The following is a 13,354-nucleotide window of genomic DNA, read 5'->3' as shown; positions in this document are numbered from 1 at the left end:
TTGTGCACTGCAAAAAAACACCTTGACCGCAGGCCGTGTCTTATTCATATCAGGATTATTGTGCACTGCAGCATAACCCCGAGATCAGGAGCTTAAGGCGATGGCGCGGACCAACAGCAACCCCTTCATGGGCATGGATATCCCGGCTTTCATGGACTTCGGCAAGTTCGCCGAGCAGTTCAAGATGCCGCAGGTCGATACGGCGGCGATGATCGAGAGCCAGCGCAAGAACATCGAGGCGCTGAGCGATGCCAACCGGCTCGCGTTCGAGGGCGCGAAGGCCCTGACCGAGCGTCAGGTCGAGATCATGCGCCAGGTGATGACCGACTCCACGGCGGCCGTGAAGGAGATGACTGCGACCGGCAAGCCCGAGGACGCCATGGTCAAGCAGGCCGAGTGGCTGAAGCAGGGCGTCGCGCGTTCGGTCCAGAACTTCCGCGAGCTGGCCGAGATGGGCGCCAAGTCGCAGACCGAGGCGGCCGACGTGATCAGCAAGCGGATCACCGAGGGTCTCGACGAGTTGCGTACGGCGATCAAGAAGGGCGCGGCCTGAGGGCTTAGCCACTTCCCAATCTGGAAGGCCTGGGGCCGCTTCCGACGAAGCGGCCCTTTCTCTTTGACGGCGGGCCTGTCTTCGCCGCACGGCCGGTGATAGCCTTCGCCGCCGAGCGTGTTGGAGGGCGGGGCAATGGCATCGGGGCAGGCCGAGATCACTTTCCAGGATTTCCTCAAGGTCGAGGTGCGGGTCGGCACCGTGGTCCGCGCGGAGCCTTTCCCCGAGGCGCGACAGCCGGCGATCAAGCTCTGGGTGAATTTCGGGCCGGAGATCGGCGTCAGAAAGACCTCGGCCCAGATCACCCGGTACTACAGCCCGGAAACGGTGGTCGGACGCCAAGTGGCGGCGGTGGTGAACTTCCCGCCGAAGCAGATCGGCAAGTTCATGTCGGAGATCCTCGTCCTCGGCTTTCCCGACGGGGACGGCGAGGTCGTGATGATCGGTCCCGACCGGAAGGTTCCCGACGGCGGGCGGCTGTACTGAGCGGACCGGCGTTCTAGGCCGCGTCAGGCGACCTCTGGACGCGCGCCCGAGACCGGGGCTTCGTCCGCGCCGAGGTCCCGGCGCGCGTGGGGCAGGGTGATGCGCACCGCCGTTCCCTCTCCGATCGCGCTCTCGATCGTCAGGCTGCCGCCGTGCAGCTCGGTCAAGGCCTTGGCCAGCGGCAGGCCGAGCCCGGTCCCGGGCTGGTCGGCCCTCAAGTCGCGGCGGAATTGGGTGAAGGGCTCGAGAACCCGCTCGAGCTCCTCGCTGCTCATGCCGATCCCCGTGTCGCGAATCGTGATCGCCGTGCCGTCGGGGCCGGCCGGTTCCACGGCCAGGACGACCTTGCCCCGATCCGGCGTGAATTTGACGGCATTGCTCAGCAGGTTGACCAGCACCTGCTTGAGCTTGCGTCCGTCGGCCGTGATCGTGGCGCAGCTCTCCGGGACCGTCATGTCCAGGGCGATCGACGCCGCCGCGGCCCGCTCGCGGACCATGGCCACGCAGGACTGGAGAAGCTCTTCCGTGTCCAGGGTATCCTCGACGAGCTCGTGCTTGCCGGCCTCGACCTTGGCGATGTCGAGCATGTCGTTGACCAGGCCGAGCAGGTGCTGTCCGGCGTTCTTGATGTCCCTGGTGTATTCCAGCGCCTTGTCGGCCGAGGGTTCTGGTTTTTTCAGGCTGTCGGCGATGATCTCCGCGAAGCCGATGATGGCGCTGAGCGGTGTGCGCAGTTCGTGGCTCATGTGCGCCAGGCATTCCGAGCGCGCTACGTCGGCGGCGGCGGACTCGTCCAGGATCGTGGTCGCCAGCTCGACCGTCTCCGCCAGCTGTCGCCGGGCCGAGGCGACGCTCGCGAGGCTCCGGCCGTTTGCGGCCAGCTCGGCGAGGCGTTCCCGGTAGCGCTCGCCGCTGGCAGGGTTAACGGCCGGGGTGCCGGCCGCCCGCGGAGCACGCCGGTGCTTCGCATTCCAGAGGAGGGCGACCCCCGAATCCCGCTCGCCATGCTTGGCCGGGAGAGCCGCTTGGTTCCTTTTGTCATCCCTATTCATGATGCCTCTCTTGACCGGTTTGCGACTCCGCAAGTCGGTCAAACCTTAATTGGTGGCTTTGCTATAACTTATATAGCAAAACCCAGATAAATACCAATACTAGAATTTATGTATTACTTTAGATAAAGCCGGATACTTCGGCGGCGCCGAGACCAGCTTCAGACCGGCAACCAGATCCGGGCGCGCAGGCCGCCCTGGGGCGCATCCTCCAGGACCACGTCGCCGCCGTGACTACGGACCACGTCGCGGGCGATGGTCAGGCCCAGCCCCGCACCGCCGGCGTCGGGGTTGCGCGATTCGTCCAGCCGGAAGAAGGGCCGAAACACGTCCCGGCGCCGGGCCTCAGGGATCCCGGGACCGTCGTCGTCGATCATGATCTCGACCTTGTTCTTCCGAAGCTTCGTCCGAACCGAAACCATACGGGCATTGCGTTTGGCGTTGCCGATGAGGTTGGCGAGACACCGCCGCATGGCCTCCGGCCGCAAAGGCATCACGATGGGTTCCTTGACCTGCAGACTGACTTCGCTCTCAGCGTCATCCATCTGGTCCACCAGGTCGTGGAGCAGGCGCGAGAGGTCGGTACGCTCGGGCTGCTCGGCGCCCTCGCCCCTGGCGAAGGCGAGGTAGCCGTCGACCATCCGCTCCATCTCGGCGACGTCGGCCTGCAGGTGGTCGACCTCGTTGTTCTTGCCGAGCAGAGCGAGGTGCAGCTTCATGCGGGTCAAGGGCGTGCGCAGATCATGGCTGACCCCGGCCAGCATCTCCGTGCGCTGCCTGACCTGCCGGTTGATCCGGGTGCGCATTCGGGTCAGCGCTTTGGCCACCAGCCGCACCTCGCTGGCGCCTTCGACCTTGACATGGCCGGCATCCCGGCCCTTGCCGTAGGCGTCGGCCACCATCGCCAGGCGCCGCAGGGGACGCACCTGGTAGCGCATGAAGATCGTAGCCAGGCCGAACAGCACGATCGCGCTGCCCACCATCCAGACGATGAAGATGTAGGTGGTCGAGCTGAACAGGCGGTTGCGTGGAATGAAGACCTCCAGGACGCCGTCGGGCAGCTGGACGTCGACGCGGATCTGCTTGTCTCGCCAGGCGGTGTCGATGATGAAGGCGTAGGGCATACGGCTGTGCAGAGCCTTGGATAGCTTGCTCTCGACGATGTTGTCCGGCTTGAACTGCTCGTGGCCCTCCGGCAGCTTGGCTTCGTCGTGGAAGGTGACGTCGAGAAAGAAGCTGACCTTGGCCAGGCGCAGTGCGCTGGTCCGGCTGCCGGGCGTCGGCTGGGGCCCCATGATGCGGATCACCGCCGCAATGTCGCCTGCGACGCCGTCGGAGAGGCGCTGGGTAATGTTGTCGAAGTGCCGGTTATAGAAGACCCAGGTCGCGATCACCTGGGTCAGGATCAGCGGCAGGATGATGATCAGCAGCGACCGGCCCAACAACGATCTCGGCACCAGGCGCTTGAGCAACGAGAGCATCGCGACGCTCCGCGAACACTAATCAGGCGTCAGGACATACCCGGTGCCCCTGACGGTTTGCAAGTACCGCGGGAAGCGCGGGTTGTTCTCGATCTTGCGGCGCAGGCGGGTCATCTGGACGTCGATGGTCCGCGCGCTGCCGATCTCGGGATTCTGCGCCGTCAGGTCCTCGCGCGAGACCGGCACGCCCGGCTGCCGGGCCAGGGCGACGAGGAGCGAGGCCTCGGCCGCGGTAAGCTGCACGAACTCGTCGCCGTGGCGCAGTTCCGAGCGCTTCAGATTGAAGCGGAAGCCGCCGAAGGCGACCTCGCTGCCGGCCGGGCCGGAGGACGGTTGGGCGCGCCGCAGGATCGCCTGGACCCGCAGCGCCAGCTCGCGCGGCTCGAAGGGCTTCGGCAGGTAGTCGTCGGCGCCGACCGCCAGGCCGTTGATCCGGTCGCCGGCCTCGCCCATGGCGCTCAGCAGCAGGACCGGCACCGCGCTCTTCTCGCGCAGGGAGGAGGTCAGCTCGAGCCCGGTCTCGCCCGGCAGCATGATGTCCAGCACGATCAGGTCGAAGTCGAAGGCCTCGAGCTGCGCGCGGGCGTGGGCGGCGTCTTTGGCCACTGTAACGCGGTAGCCCTGTTCGCCGAGGTAGCGGCGCAGCAGGTCGCGCAGCCGGGTGTCGTCGTCGACAACAAGGATATGGGGCTTGTCTGCTGTCATCGGAGGCGGCGTTCGGGGCTCTTCTGGCTGACCTCTGGGATCTCTGGGCAAGAACTAGCCCATTTGGCCGGCGGTTTAAACGGCCACGGGATTCTACGAAGGGATCATGCGCGGCGTTCGCGCTCGTCGTCGGCCTTGAAGCGGCTGCGGTCCTTCTCGTCGATCAGGTTGCGCAGCACCCGGCGGAAGCCCTCGACGGACTCCGCCCCGGCCGCCCGGTAGGCGCGGGCCATGCGACGCCGCTGGTTCTCGCTCAGCTGCCGCTCCAGGTCCCGGCCCTTCTCGGTCAGCTCGAGCAGGCGGCGGCGCCGGTCCTGCCGGTCGGTCCGCTGCATGATGAAGCCTTCGCGGACCAGTTGGCCGAGCACGCGGGACAGGCTCTGCTTGGTGATCCCGAGAATGGCGAGGAGCTCGCTCACCGCGATCGAGGGGTGGCGGCCGACGAAGTAGATCGCCCGGTGGTGGGCCCGCCCGAAGTTGAAGCGCGCCAGGATCTGGTCCGGTTCCGCCGTGAAGTCGCGGTAGGCGAAGAACAGGAGCTCCATGCCCTGGCGCAGTTCCTCCTCGCGCAGAAAAAGAGGGTTGGCGCCGCTTTTTATGTCAGCCATGTTGACATATTCGCCCGCAACTGTTACACAAACAACTAATTTCGCACCGCGCGCAGCGGCGGAAAAGCGAGGGCAAGGGAGGAGCCGCCGAGGCCGGCGGAAAGACCCTGTCCCGGACCGGAACAAATTTCACTGGCCACTTTGGGGTGGGGATTCGCCATGTCAATGCTTCCGTTCGACGACCGTGATGGCCAGATCTGGCTGGATGGCGCTCTCGTGCCGTGGCGCGAGGCCAAGATTCCCGTTCTGAACCACGGCCTGCACTATGCGAGCTGCGTCTTCGAGGGCGAGCGGTCCTACAACGGCCGGGTCTTCAAGATGACCGAGCACCACGAGCGGCTGCACAAGTCGGCGCGGGTCATGGGCTTCGAGATCCCCTACAGCGTGGCGGAGATCAACGCGGCGACCAACGAGGTGCTCCGGGTCAACGGCATCGTCGACGGCTACGTCCGTCCGGTCGCCTGGCGCGGCAGCGAGATGATGGCGGTCTCGGCCCAGAACACCACGATCCACATGGCGATCGCCGCCTGGGAGTGGCCGGCCTACTTCTCGACCGAGGCCCGGCTCAAGGGCATCCGCATGTCGATCGCCAAGTGGCGCCGGCCCTCGCCGGACTCCGCCCCGACCGACTCCAAGGCCGCCGGGCTCTACATGATCTGCACGCTCTCCAAGCACGAGGCCGAGGGCCGGGGCTACGCCGACGCCCTGATGCTGGACTACCGCGGCCGGATCGCCGAGGCGACGGGCGCCAACATCTTCCTGGTGCAGGACGGGGTGCTCCACACCCCTACGCCGGACTGCTTCCTCGATGGTATCACCCGCCGGACGGTCATGGCGCTGGCGCGCGAGCGCGGCTACGAGATCGTCGAGCGGGCGATCATGCCGGACGAGCTGGCCCGGACCCAGGAGGTCTTCATCACGGGCACTGCGGTCGAGGTCACCCCGGTCGCCGAGATCGACGGCTTCACCTTCACCCCTGGCGAGATCACCCGCGATCTGATGACCGCCTACGACGAGCTGGTGCGCCAGCCCGAGAACGCGGCGGCGGCCAGCGCGGCCTAAGCCGTCGGGGATCTTCACCCGAGAGCGCTAGAACAAACGGCCCTCACCGTCCCATGGCTTCGCCGTGGGCGACCGAAGGTCAAGCCCTACGGGCTCCCTCTCCCTTGGAGAGCGTAACGATAGCGCCGATGCGCTCCGGTGAGGGTGGGTTGTGAGAAGTTCTTCCAGGCGGAAATCGGGGAACCTATCGAGGGAAATGGAACTCCCAACCTCCACAGCCGTTGCCTACTCCGCCGCCTTCGTCCGCCCCTTCCGCCACTTGTTCCGGGCCGCGTCGTCGCTGGCGCGCGCTTCGACCCACTGCCCGCCCCCGGGGCCTTCCTCCTGTTTCCAGAAGGGAGCCTCGGTCTTCAGCCAGTCGATCAGGAAGTGGCAGGCCTCCAGCGCCGCCTCGCGGTGGGCGCTGGCGCAGGCGACCAGGACGATGGGGTCGCCCGGCTCCAGGCGGCCGTAGCGGTGGATGACCAGGCTGGCCTCGAGCGGCCAGCGCGCCTGCGCCTCGGCCTCGATCCGCGCCAGCATCTTCTCGGTCATGCCGGGATAGTGCTCCAGGGTCATGGCGCTGACCGCCTTGTCGCCGGCCATGTCGCGCACCAGCCCGACGAAGGACGCGAGCCCGCCGATCCGGTGGTTGCCCTTGCTGAGGGCCGAGAGTTCCTCGCCCAGGTCGAAGGCTTCGCGCTGCACCCGGATCACGTCTAGCCTCCCGTTACGGGCGGGAAGAGGGCGACCTCGTCGCCCGGCTTCACCGGATGGTCCGGCTGGGCGTACTCCTGGTTGACCGCCACCCGCACCACCTCGAGGTCGGCCAGGGCCTCGGCGTGGCCGGGCCCGCGGTCCTTGAGCCAGGCCAGGAGATCGCCGACCGTCGCCACCTCGTCCGGCGGCGCGACCTCTTCCTCGGCCATCCCGGTCTTGGTTCTCAGCCAGGCGAAATAGAGCACTTTCATCAGGCCACCTCGCTGAACGGCAGAAAGTCGACCAGGGTGCCGGCGGTGAGCTCGGTCATGCCCTCCGGCAGCTCCACGAGGCCGTCGGACTCGACCAGGGAAGACAGGATGCCGGCCCCGTCGCGCGGGAACTTGACCGCCCGCCAGCCACCGGCGTCGTCCCGCTCCAGGCGGGCGCGGACCCACTCGCGCCGATCCTTCTTCTTTTTGTAGTCGAAGGCGGCCGTGACCCGGAAGAGGTGGGGGGCGAGGTCGCTGGCGCCCATCAGGCGCAGGATCATGGGGCGCACGAAATTGAGGAAGGTGACAACCACGGCGGCTGGATTGCCGGGCAGGCCGACGAAGGGCACGGAGCCGACCTGGCCGAGCGCGATCGGCCGCCCCGGCTTTATCGCCAGGCGCCAGAGATGGAGCTGGCCGAGCTTCTCGACCGCCTGCTTGACGTGGTCCTCCTCGCCGACCGAGACGCCGCCCGAGGTGACGATGAGATCGTGCTCGGCCGCCGCGCGGGCCAGGGCCGGCTCGATCACCTCGGGGCGGTCGGCCAGGATGCCCAGGTCGTCGATCCGGCAGCCCAGGGCCTTCAGCAGCCCGGCCACGGTGAAGCGGTTGGAATCGTAGATGCAGCCGGGTGCCAGGTCCGTGCCCGGTTCACACAGTTCGTCGCCGGTCGAGAAGAGGGCGACCCTCAGGGGCTTGGAGACCCGAAGGTCCCGGCGCCCGGCAGCGGCCGCTTGGCCCAGGTCCTGGGGCCTGAGGCGCAGGCCGCGCTGCAGGATCTCGGTGCCGGCTGTAATGTCCTCGCCGCGCCGGCGCCGGTTCGCGCCGCGCTTGATGCCCGGCCGGATCACCACGGTGTCTCCCTCGGTCCGGCAGTCCTCCTGCATCATCACGGTATCGGCGCCCTCGGGCATGGGGGCGCCGGTGAAGATCCGGATCGCTTCGCCGCGCCGGGCCGGCCGGCCCAGGGGGTGGCCGGCCGCAACCCGGCCCGAGACCGGCAGGCGGGTCTCCGCTTCGGGGTCGAGGTCCTCGAAGACCACCGCGTAACCGTCGACCGCCGAGTTGTCGTGCGGCGGGACATCGCCCGGCGCGACCACGGATTCGGCCAGGATGCAGCCCAGGGCGTCGGTGAGGGGCAGCCGCTCGGTCCCGGTCACGCTGGTGAGGCGCGCGTCCAGGAGCGCCAGCGCCTCCGCCGTGGTCATCAGCTTGCCGCCATGGGCGAAGCAGTCGTCGGTCAATTGAGCCATGCTTAAGGCACTATTCTTATTGGGTTATCAGGGGCCGACCCGGTTTTACGGCGACCCCTCCGGCCGTCTCGGCCCGGCCCCAGAACATAAGGATAGCCCGTCCCGCCAGCAAGGCGCGGACTTCCGAGCCTCGCGCCGCCGCTGGGCGCCGTCTGGCGCAGCTTTTCCCGGGCGTGCCCCGACGCCTCGATCCGAGCCTCGCGCCTGAATTACGAGGATGCGAAGAGCAGCTGAACCTTCTCCTTGATGGTCCAGCCGTAGCCCTCGAGCCCCTTCTTCCCGTCAGGCGAGACCACGCCCTCGAACCACAGCTCCTTGCCGTCCGCGGCCCCCGCCTTCTCCAGCTCGGCCTCGAAGCCCGGCATGTAGTCGGCGAGATCCTGGGTCCACTGCACGTAGTCGAGCGGGAACACCCCGAGCAGGCGGCCGTCGTCCATCTTGAGCATGGCCGTCTTCTCCGTGCGAACGACCGAGAAGCGCGACTGTTCCCAGAGCTTCGCCATCATGTCGGCCTGCTGCTGCAGGTAGCGCGCGACCCGCTTGTCCGGGGCCTCGGACGCGATGGCGATGACGCCCTCCAGCCCCTCGGCGCCCTCCATGCGCTTGACCGCCTCCACCAGCTGCAGCTTCTCTTTCGGCGAGTAATTGAAGTTCTTCAGGAAGGCTTCGGTCGTGTCTTTCGGGATGCCGAGGGCCGCCAGGTCGGCCCGGTGCTCGTCCGCCAGGCGCTCGGGGGGATTGTCGACCAGCTTCTTGTTCATCGTGTCGGTCAGGCCCAGCCCGAGAACTGGGTACTCAGCGACCGTATCCTTGGTGGCGACACTCACCGCGGCCTGGGCCGTGATCCCGCCGGCGAAGGCCGCCCGCCCGGTGGACACGAGCGCTTCCTGGAGCGGGGGCCAGTCGGTGTAGGGATCGACGCCGAGCTGGACGGCGTAGCTGCGTTTGGTCTGGGCCCACCCGGCGGCGGCCGACAGGGCGCCTTCCTGGTTGGGGTCTTCGCTGACCGCCGAACTGGCGATGTTGCCGATCCAGCTGCCGAAACCCTTGACCGCGCCGCTTACCGTGTCCACCGGCGCCGTCACAAGGTCGCCGACCGCCTTGACCGGCGCGAGCGCACCGTTGAGCAGGGCGTCGCCGAAGACGCCCGCCTTGCTCATCTCGTCCAGGGTCTTCAGGGCGTTGACTTCCCGGATCCGCACGCTCAGGCGATAGTTGCTGACGGCCGTGGCGTCGCCCCACTCGGTGGTCAGCGTGTAGGTGTTGATGAACCCGTCGTTGCTCGCCGTCTCCTTGACCTGATGATTCGGCCCCCTCATCTCGACGCTCGAAACGAAGCGTTTCGCCTCCACGTCGACAGGCGGTTTGACGATGTCCTGGGCCCAGGCGCCCGCGGCCCAGAAGGCCATCAGGGCGATGGCGGTCCCAAACCCGGTAAATCCGCGAAGTCTCATGATCTGGCCTCCCCAAGGAAAACGGCGTTCCATATGTGAACAGCCGAGAAATTTAATGAAGTTCGACTGAAACGTAACGTGAAAGTTGCATGTGCGGTCGGCGCCCGGAGTTAGAGCAGTTTCGGATCCGCACCAGCAAGCTGAGATGGAGCGGTTCGCTCTAGGCCCGGGCCGCCAGGTCCTTCGCCAGGCCGCAGTGCTGGAGGATGAAGCCGGCGATCGCCTCGACATCGTTCAGGTCGAGGCGCGGGACCGTGACCTCTGAGAGGGGGCCGTCGCTGGCCACGGCCACGATTCTCGGATCGCTTCGGCACAGCAGCGGTTTGCCGAGCGCCGTCCGGTGGACCTCGAGCTTCTCGTGCTCGTGCCGCTTGTAGCCCTCGACCAGGAGGAGGTCGACCGGCGACATGCGGGCCGCCAGCTCGGCGATCTCCGGCTCGGCGCCGCCGCGCAGCTCGTGCATAAGGGCCCAGCGCTGGCCCGAGGTCACCAGGACCTCGGTGGCGCCGGCGGCCCGATGCTCGTAGGAGTCCTTGCCCGGATAGTCGACGTCGAAGCCGTGGTGGGCGTGCTTCATGGTCGATACGCTCACGCCGCGCGCCACCAGCGCCGGGATCAACTTGGTCACCAGGGTGGTCTTGCCGCTGCCGCTCCAGCCGGCCACTCCGAAAACTCTCATCTCGCGCTCCGCGGTTTCGCCACGCCGCGGCTAACAAAGGGCGCGCTCGCGGCCCTGTCAACCAAGACTCGGCTACTCCAGGAGCATGTGCTTGAGGCCGCGCTGCAGGTAGTCGTAGCCGGTCACCAGGGTCAGCGCAGCGGCGAGCCACAGGCCAGCCTCGCCGATGGTCTGCACCGGGATCGCCGCCGGGCCGGCCTCGCCGACGATCAGGAAGCCGAGCGCCACCATCTGGAGGACGGTCTTCCACTTGGCCAGTTTGCTGACCGGCAGGGGCACGCGGATTTCGGCCAGGTACTCGCGCAGCCCCGAAACCAGGATCTCCCGGCAGAGGATCACAAGCGCCGGGAGCACGACCACATCGGTGATCACGTCGCGCGCGACCAGCATCAGGATGACCGCCGCGACCAGCAGCTTGTCGGCGATCGGGTCGAGGAAGCGCCCGAGCGGGGAGACCTCGTTGCGCTCCCGGGCGAGGTAGCCGTCCAGGTAGTCGGTGATGCCGGCCAGCGTGAAGAGCGCGCAGGCGATCCAGCGATAGACCGCGCCGTCGAGGTAGAACATCCCGATCACCAGGGGAATCAGCCCGATGCGCAGGAGAGTCAGGAGGTTGGGCAGGGAGGTGAGCATCACGAGGTTTCCGAGGCTTTGCGCGGACGCTGTGCCGGCCGGCCGCCGCCTTCTAGCACAGGAGCGCACCCGGTCACTAGCGGCGCGATCGGCCGGATTCACCCTGGCACGGCGGGCTTTCTATTTCGTGTAGGCAGGCTGGCCGCCGGTGCCACCGGGGGTCAGGCGGCGCCATGGAAATGCTCGTAGATCCTGCGGGCCACGGCCTTGCTGATGCCCTCGACCGCCTCCAGGTCGGCCAGCCCGGCGCGGCGTACGCCCTGGGCGGAGCCGAAATGGTGCAGCAGGGACTTCTTGCGTTTGGCGCCGATGCCGGGAACCTCGTCGAGGGCGGAGCGCAGCCGATCCTTGCCCCGGCCCTGGCGGTGGGCGCCGATCACGAAGCGGTGCGCCTCGTCGCGCAGCCGCTGCAGGAAATAGAGCACAGGGTCGCGCGGCGGCAGCAGCAGCGGCTCCCGGCCCGGCTGGAAGATCCTCTCCCGTCCGGCGTCGCGGTCCGGGCCCTTGGCGATCGCGGCGACCGCGATGTCTTCCAGGCCGAGCTCCGCCAGCACCTGCTGGGCGACGCGGAGCTGCCCGCGGCCGCCGTCGATCAGCACCAGATCCGGCCACTGGGCGCCTTCCCGTTCAGGATCCTCTTTCAGGGCGCGGGAGAAGCGCCGTTGCAGCACCTCGCTCATCATCGCGTAGTCGTCGCCCGCGCTGAAACCCTCGGTGTCGAGCTGCCGGACCGCATCACCCCGGTCTGGCCCGCGCGCTGCGGGTTTCGCCGCACCCTTGATCTTGAACTTTCGATAGGCCGCCTTCTCGAAACCCTCGACGCCGGCGACGATCATCGCGCCGTAGGCGTTGCTGCCCTGTATGTGGCTGTTGTCGTAGACCTCGATCCGCTCCGGCGCCGCCTCGAGCCCGAGCCGCTCCGCGAGCTCCTCCAGCAGGCGGCGTTGGGTGCCGCTCTCCGAGAGGCGCCGGGCCAGGGCCTCGCGCGCGTTGCTGAGGGCGCCCTCGACCAGCTTGCGCTTGTCGCCCCGCCGCGGCCGGGTCAGGGTCACCTTGCGCGCGGCCCGCTCGCAGAGCGCCTCGGTGACCAGCGCCTGCTCCTCGATCTCGTGGCTCAGAAGCACCAGCTTGGGGACCGGCTTGCCGTCGTAGAACTGTGCGACGAAGGCCGAGAGCACGGCGACTGCGCCCAGGTTCTTGTCGTGCGACGGGAAGTATGAACGGTTGCCGTAGTTGCGTCCGGCCCGGAAGAAGAAGACCTGGACGCAGGTCTGGCCCGCTTCCTGATGGGCGGCGATCACGTCGGCGTCGTCGATGCCCTCGAGATTGATGTCCTGGCGGGACTGGATGTGGGCGAGTGCGCGCAGGCGGTCCCGGTAGACCGCCGCGGCCTCGAAGTCGAGACGCTCCGACGCCGCCTCCATGGCTTCGCTCAGATCCTGCTGGATGTCCTGTCGGCGCCCGGTCAGGAAGTCGCGGGCCTGGTCGACCAGAACGCCGTAGTCCCGGTCCGAGATCCGGCCGACGCAGGGCGCCGAGCAGCGCTTGATCTGGTACATCAGGCAGGGCCGCGTCCGGGCGGAGAAGACCGCATCCGAGCAGGATCGCAGCAGGAAGGCCTTCTCCAGGGCGGTGATCGTCCGGTTTACCGCGCCGGCCGACGCGAAGGGACCGAAGTAGTCGCCGTCCTGGCTGTGCGCGCCGCGGTGCTTGGTCAGCCGGGGGCAGGCCTGGCCCTTGGTGATCAGAATATAGGGAAAGGACTTGTCGTCGCGCAGCAGCACGTTGTAGCGCGGCATGAGGCGCTTGATCATGTTGCTCTCCAGCAACAGCGCCTCGATCTCGCTGTGTGTCGTGACCACTTCCAGCCGCACCGTCTCGGCGACCATCCGTTGGAGACGCCGCGGCAGCTTGGAGATCTGGGTGTAGCTGGCGACGCGCTTCTTTAGGTTCTGCGCCTTGCCGACGTAGAGCGCGTCGCCGCGTCGGTTGAGCATGCGGTAGACGCCCGGCGAGGTCGGCAGCGTCTTCAGCTGGCTCTCGAGGCAGGCCAGACCGCGGGCCAGGGAGGCACCCGGCCCAGAGGCCTCCTCGGCCTGCTCGGCGTCCTCGGCCGTCGCCTCCGCGCCCTCGGGCAGTGTCTCCGCCAGGTCGGGGATCACCGCCGCGCGCTTGCCGCCCTCGGAGGGGTCGTTGACGCGCCGATGCCCGCGTGTTTTCGCCATGGCCGGCACTCTCACAACTCAGGTTTCCGCCGTCAATCCCGGCCGCCGCCGGTAGCGCCGCCGCGCGGGGCCTTGCGCCGGCCGTCAACTATCCACGAATCTTGTGAATAACTCTGTGGAAAACTATCGGCTCGTCAGGCCTCAGCGAGCTATATCAAGGATTTGTTAATCGTGCCTATTTTTTAGGCAATTCTGTAAGCGTTTGTTAAAAAACATGAA

Annotated in this window: 14 protein-coding genes; 3 read left to right on the top strand and 11 right to left on the bottom strand. The window is 67.5% G+C overall.

Annotated elements, in window-relative coordinates:
* Positions 1-100: 100 nt before the first annotated feature.
* Together QNJ67_11620 and QNJ67_11615 are read left to right on the top strand one after the other, a co-directional pair.
* Positions 101-553: a phasin family protein gene (locus QNJ67_11620; GenBank protein MDJ0609615.1), complete on the top strand. Its 453-nt coding sequence runs from the start codon at positions 101-103 to the stop codon at positions 551-553.
* A gap of 135 nt (positions 554-688) precedes the next feature.
* Complete coding sequence (locus QNJ67_11615; protein MDJ0609614.1) at positions 689-1,039, top strand: tRNA-binding protein; 351 nt, start codon at positions 689-691, stop codon at positions 1,037-1,039.
* A 23-nt stretch (positions 1,040-1,062) separates the two neighbouring features.
* Here QNJ67_11615 and QNJ67_11610 read toward each other — a convergent pair whose 3' ends face one another.
* The 4 genes from QNJ67_11610 to QNJ67_11595 all read right to left on the bottom strand — a co-directional run bounded on the left by QNJ67_11610 (position 1,063) and on the right by QNJ67_11595 (position 4,882).
* Positions 1,063-2,091, bottom strand: a complete 1,029-nt coding sequence (locus tag QNJ67_11610; protein ID MDJ0609613.1) for a HAMP domain-containing sensor histidine kinase — start codon at positions 2,089-2,091, stop codon at positions 1,063-1,065.
* A 158-nt stretch (positions 2,092-2,249) separates the two neighbouring features.
* The gene (locus tag QNJ67_11605; GenBank protein ID MDJ0609612.1) at positions 2,250-3,569 is read right to left on the bottom strand and encodes an ATP-binding protein; all 1,320 of its coding nucleotides are present in this window, start codon (positions 3,567-3,569) and stop codon (positions 2,250-2,252) included.
* Between the two features lie 18 nt (positions 3,570-3,587).
* Positions 3,588-4,274, bottom strand: a complete 687-nt coding sequence (locus QNJ67_11600) for a response regulator (protein MDJ0609611.1) — start codon at positions 4,272-4,274, stop codon at positions 3,588-3,590.
* A 104-nt stretch (positions 4,275-4,378) separates the two neighbouring features.
* Complete coding sequence (locus QNJ67_11595; protein ID MDJ0609610.1) at positions 4,379-4,882, bottom strand: MarR family transcriptional regulator; 504 nt, start codon at positions 4,880-4,882, stop codon at positions 4,379-4,381.
* Between the two features lie 159 nt (positions 4,883-5,041).
* On the opposite strand from QNJ67_11595, the gene QNJ67_11590 reads away from it, so the two are divergent.
* On the top strand, positions 5,042-5,944 hold the full coding sequence (locus tag QNJ67_11590; protein ID MDJ0609609.1) for a branched-chain amino acid aminotransferase: 903 nt from the start codon (positions 5,042-5,044) through the stop codon (positions 5,942-5,944).
* Between the two features lie 225 nt (positions 5,945-6,169).
* On the opposite strand, the gene QNJ67_11585 is transcribed toward QNJ67_11590, so the two are convergent.
* From QNJ67_11585 to uvrC, 7 genes are all read right to left on the bottom strand, one after another.
* Entirely contained in the window at positions 6,170-6,640 is a 471-nt protein-coding gene (locus QNJ67_11585; protein ID MDJ0609608.1) for a molybdenum cofactor biosynthesis protein MoaE, read from the bottom strand.
* A 2-nt stretch (positions 6,641-6,642) separates the two neighbouring features.
* Positions 6,643-6,894 (bottom strand): molybdopterin converting factor subunit 1, encoded by a 252-nt coding sequence (gene moaD, locus QNJ67_11580; protein MDJ0609607.1) that lies wholly within the window; start codon positions 6,892-6,894, stop codon positions 6,643-6,645.
* Positions 6,894-8,147, bottom strand: coding sequence for a molybdopterin molybdotransferase MoeA (locus QNJ67_11575; protein MDJ0609606.1), 1,254 nt, complete (start codon positions 8,145-8,147; stop codon positions 6,894-6,896). Before QNJ67_11575 ends, moaD begins: the two co-directional genes overlap by 1 nt.
* 209 nt (positions 8,148-8,356) lie before the next feature.
* On the bottom strand, positions 8,357-9,601 hold the full coding sequence (locus tag QNJ67_11570) for a hypothetical protein (GenBank protein ID MDJ0609605.1): 1,245 nt from the start codon (positions 9,599-9,601) through the stop codon (positions 8,357-8,359).
* A gap of 160 nt (positions 9,602-9,761) precedes the next feature.
* Positions 9,762-10,280 carry a molybdopterin-guanine dinucleotide biosynthesis protein B gene (gene mobB, locus QNJ67_11565; protein MDJ0609604.1) on the bottom strand — a complete coding sequence of 173 codons (519 nt, stop codon included), beginning with the start codon at positions 10,278-10,280 and terminating at the stop codon, positions 9,762-9,764.
* 72 nt (positions 10,281-10,352) lie between these two features.
* Positions 10,353-10,910, bottom strand: coding sequence for a CDP-diacylglycerol--glycerol-3-phosphate 3-phosphatidyltransferase (gene pgsA / locus QNJ67_11560; GenBank protein MDJ0609603.1), 558 nt, complete (start codon positions 10,908-10,910; stop codon positions 10,353-10,355).
* Between the two features lie 161 nt (positions 10,911-11,071).
* On the bottom strand, positions 11,072-13,135 hold the full coding sequence (uvrC, locus tag QNJ67_11555) for an excinuclease ABC subunit UvrC (protein MDJ0609602.1): 2,064 nt from the start codon (positions 13,133-13,135) through the stop codon (positions 11,072-11,074).
* Positions 13,136-13,354: the final 219 nt, after the last annotated feature.

The sequence above is a fragment of the Kiloniellales bacterium genome (genome assembly GCA_030064845.1).
Taxonomy (GTDB): Bacteria; Pseudomonadota; Alphaproteobacteria; order Kiloniellales; family JAKSDN01; genus JASJEC01.
This window is presented reverse-complemented; position numbering and strand designations above follow the sequence as displayed.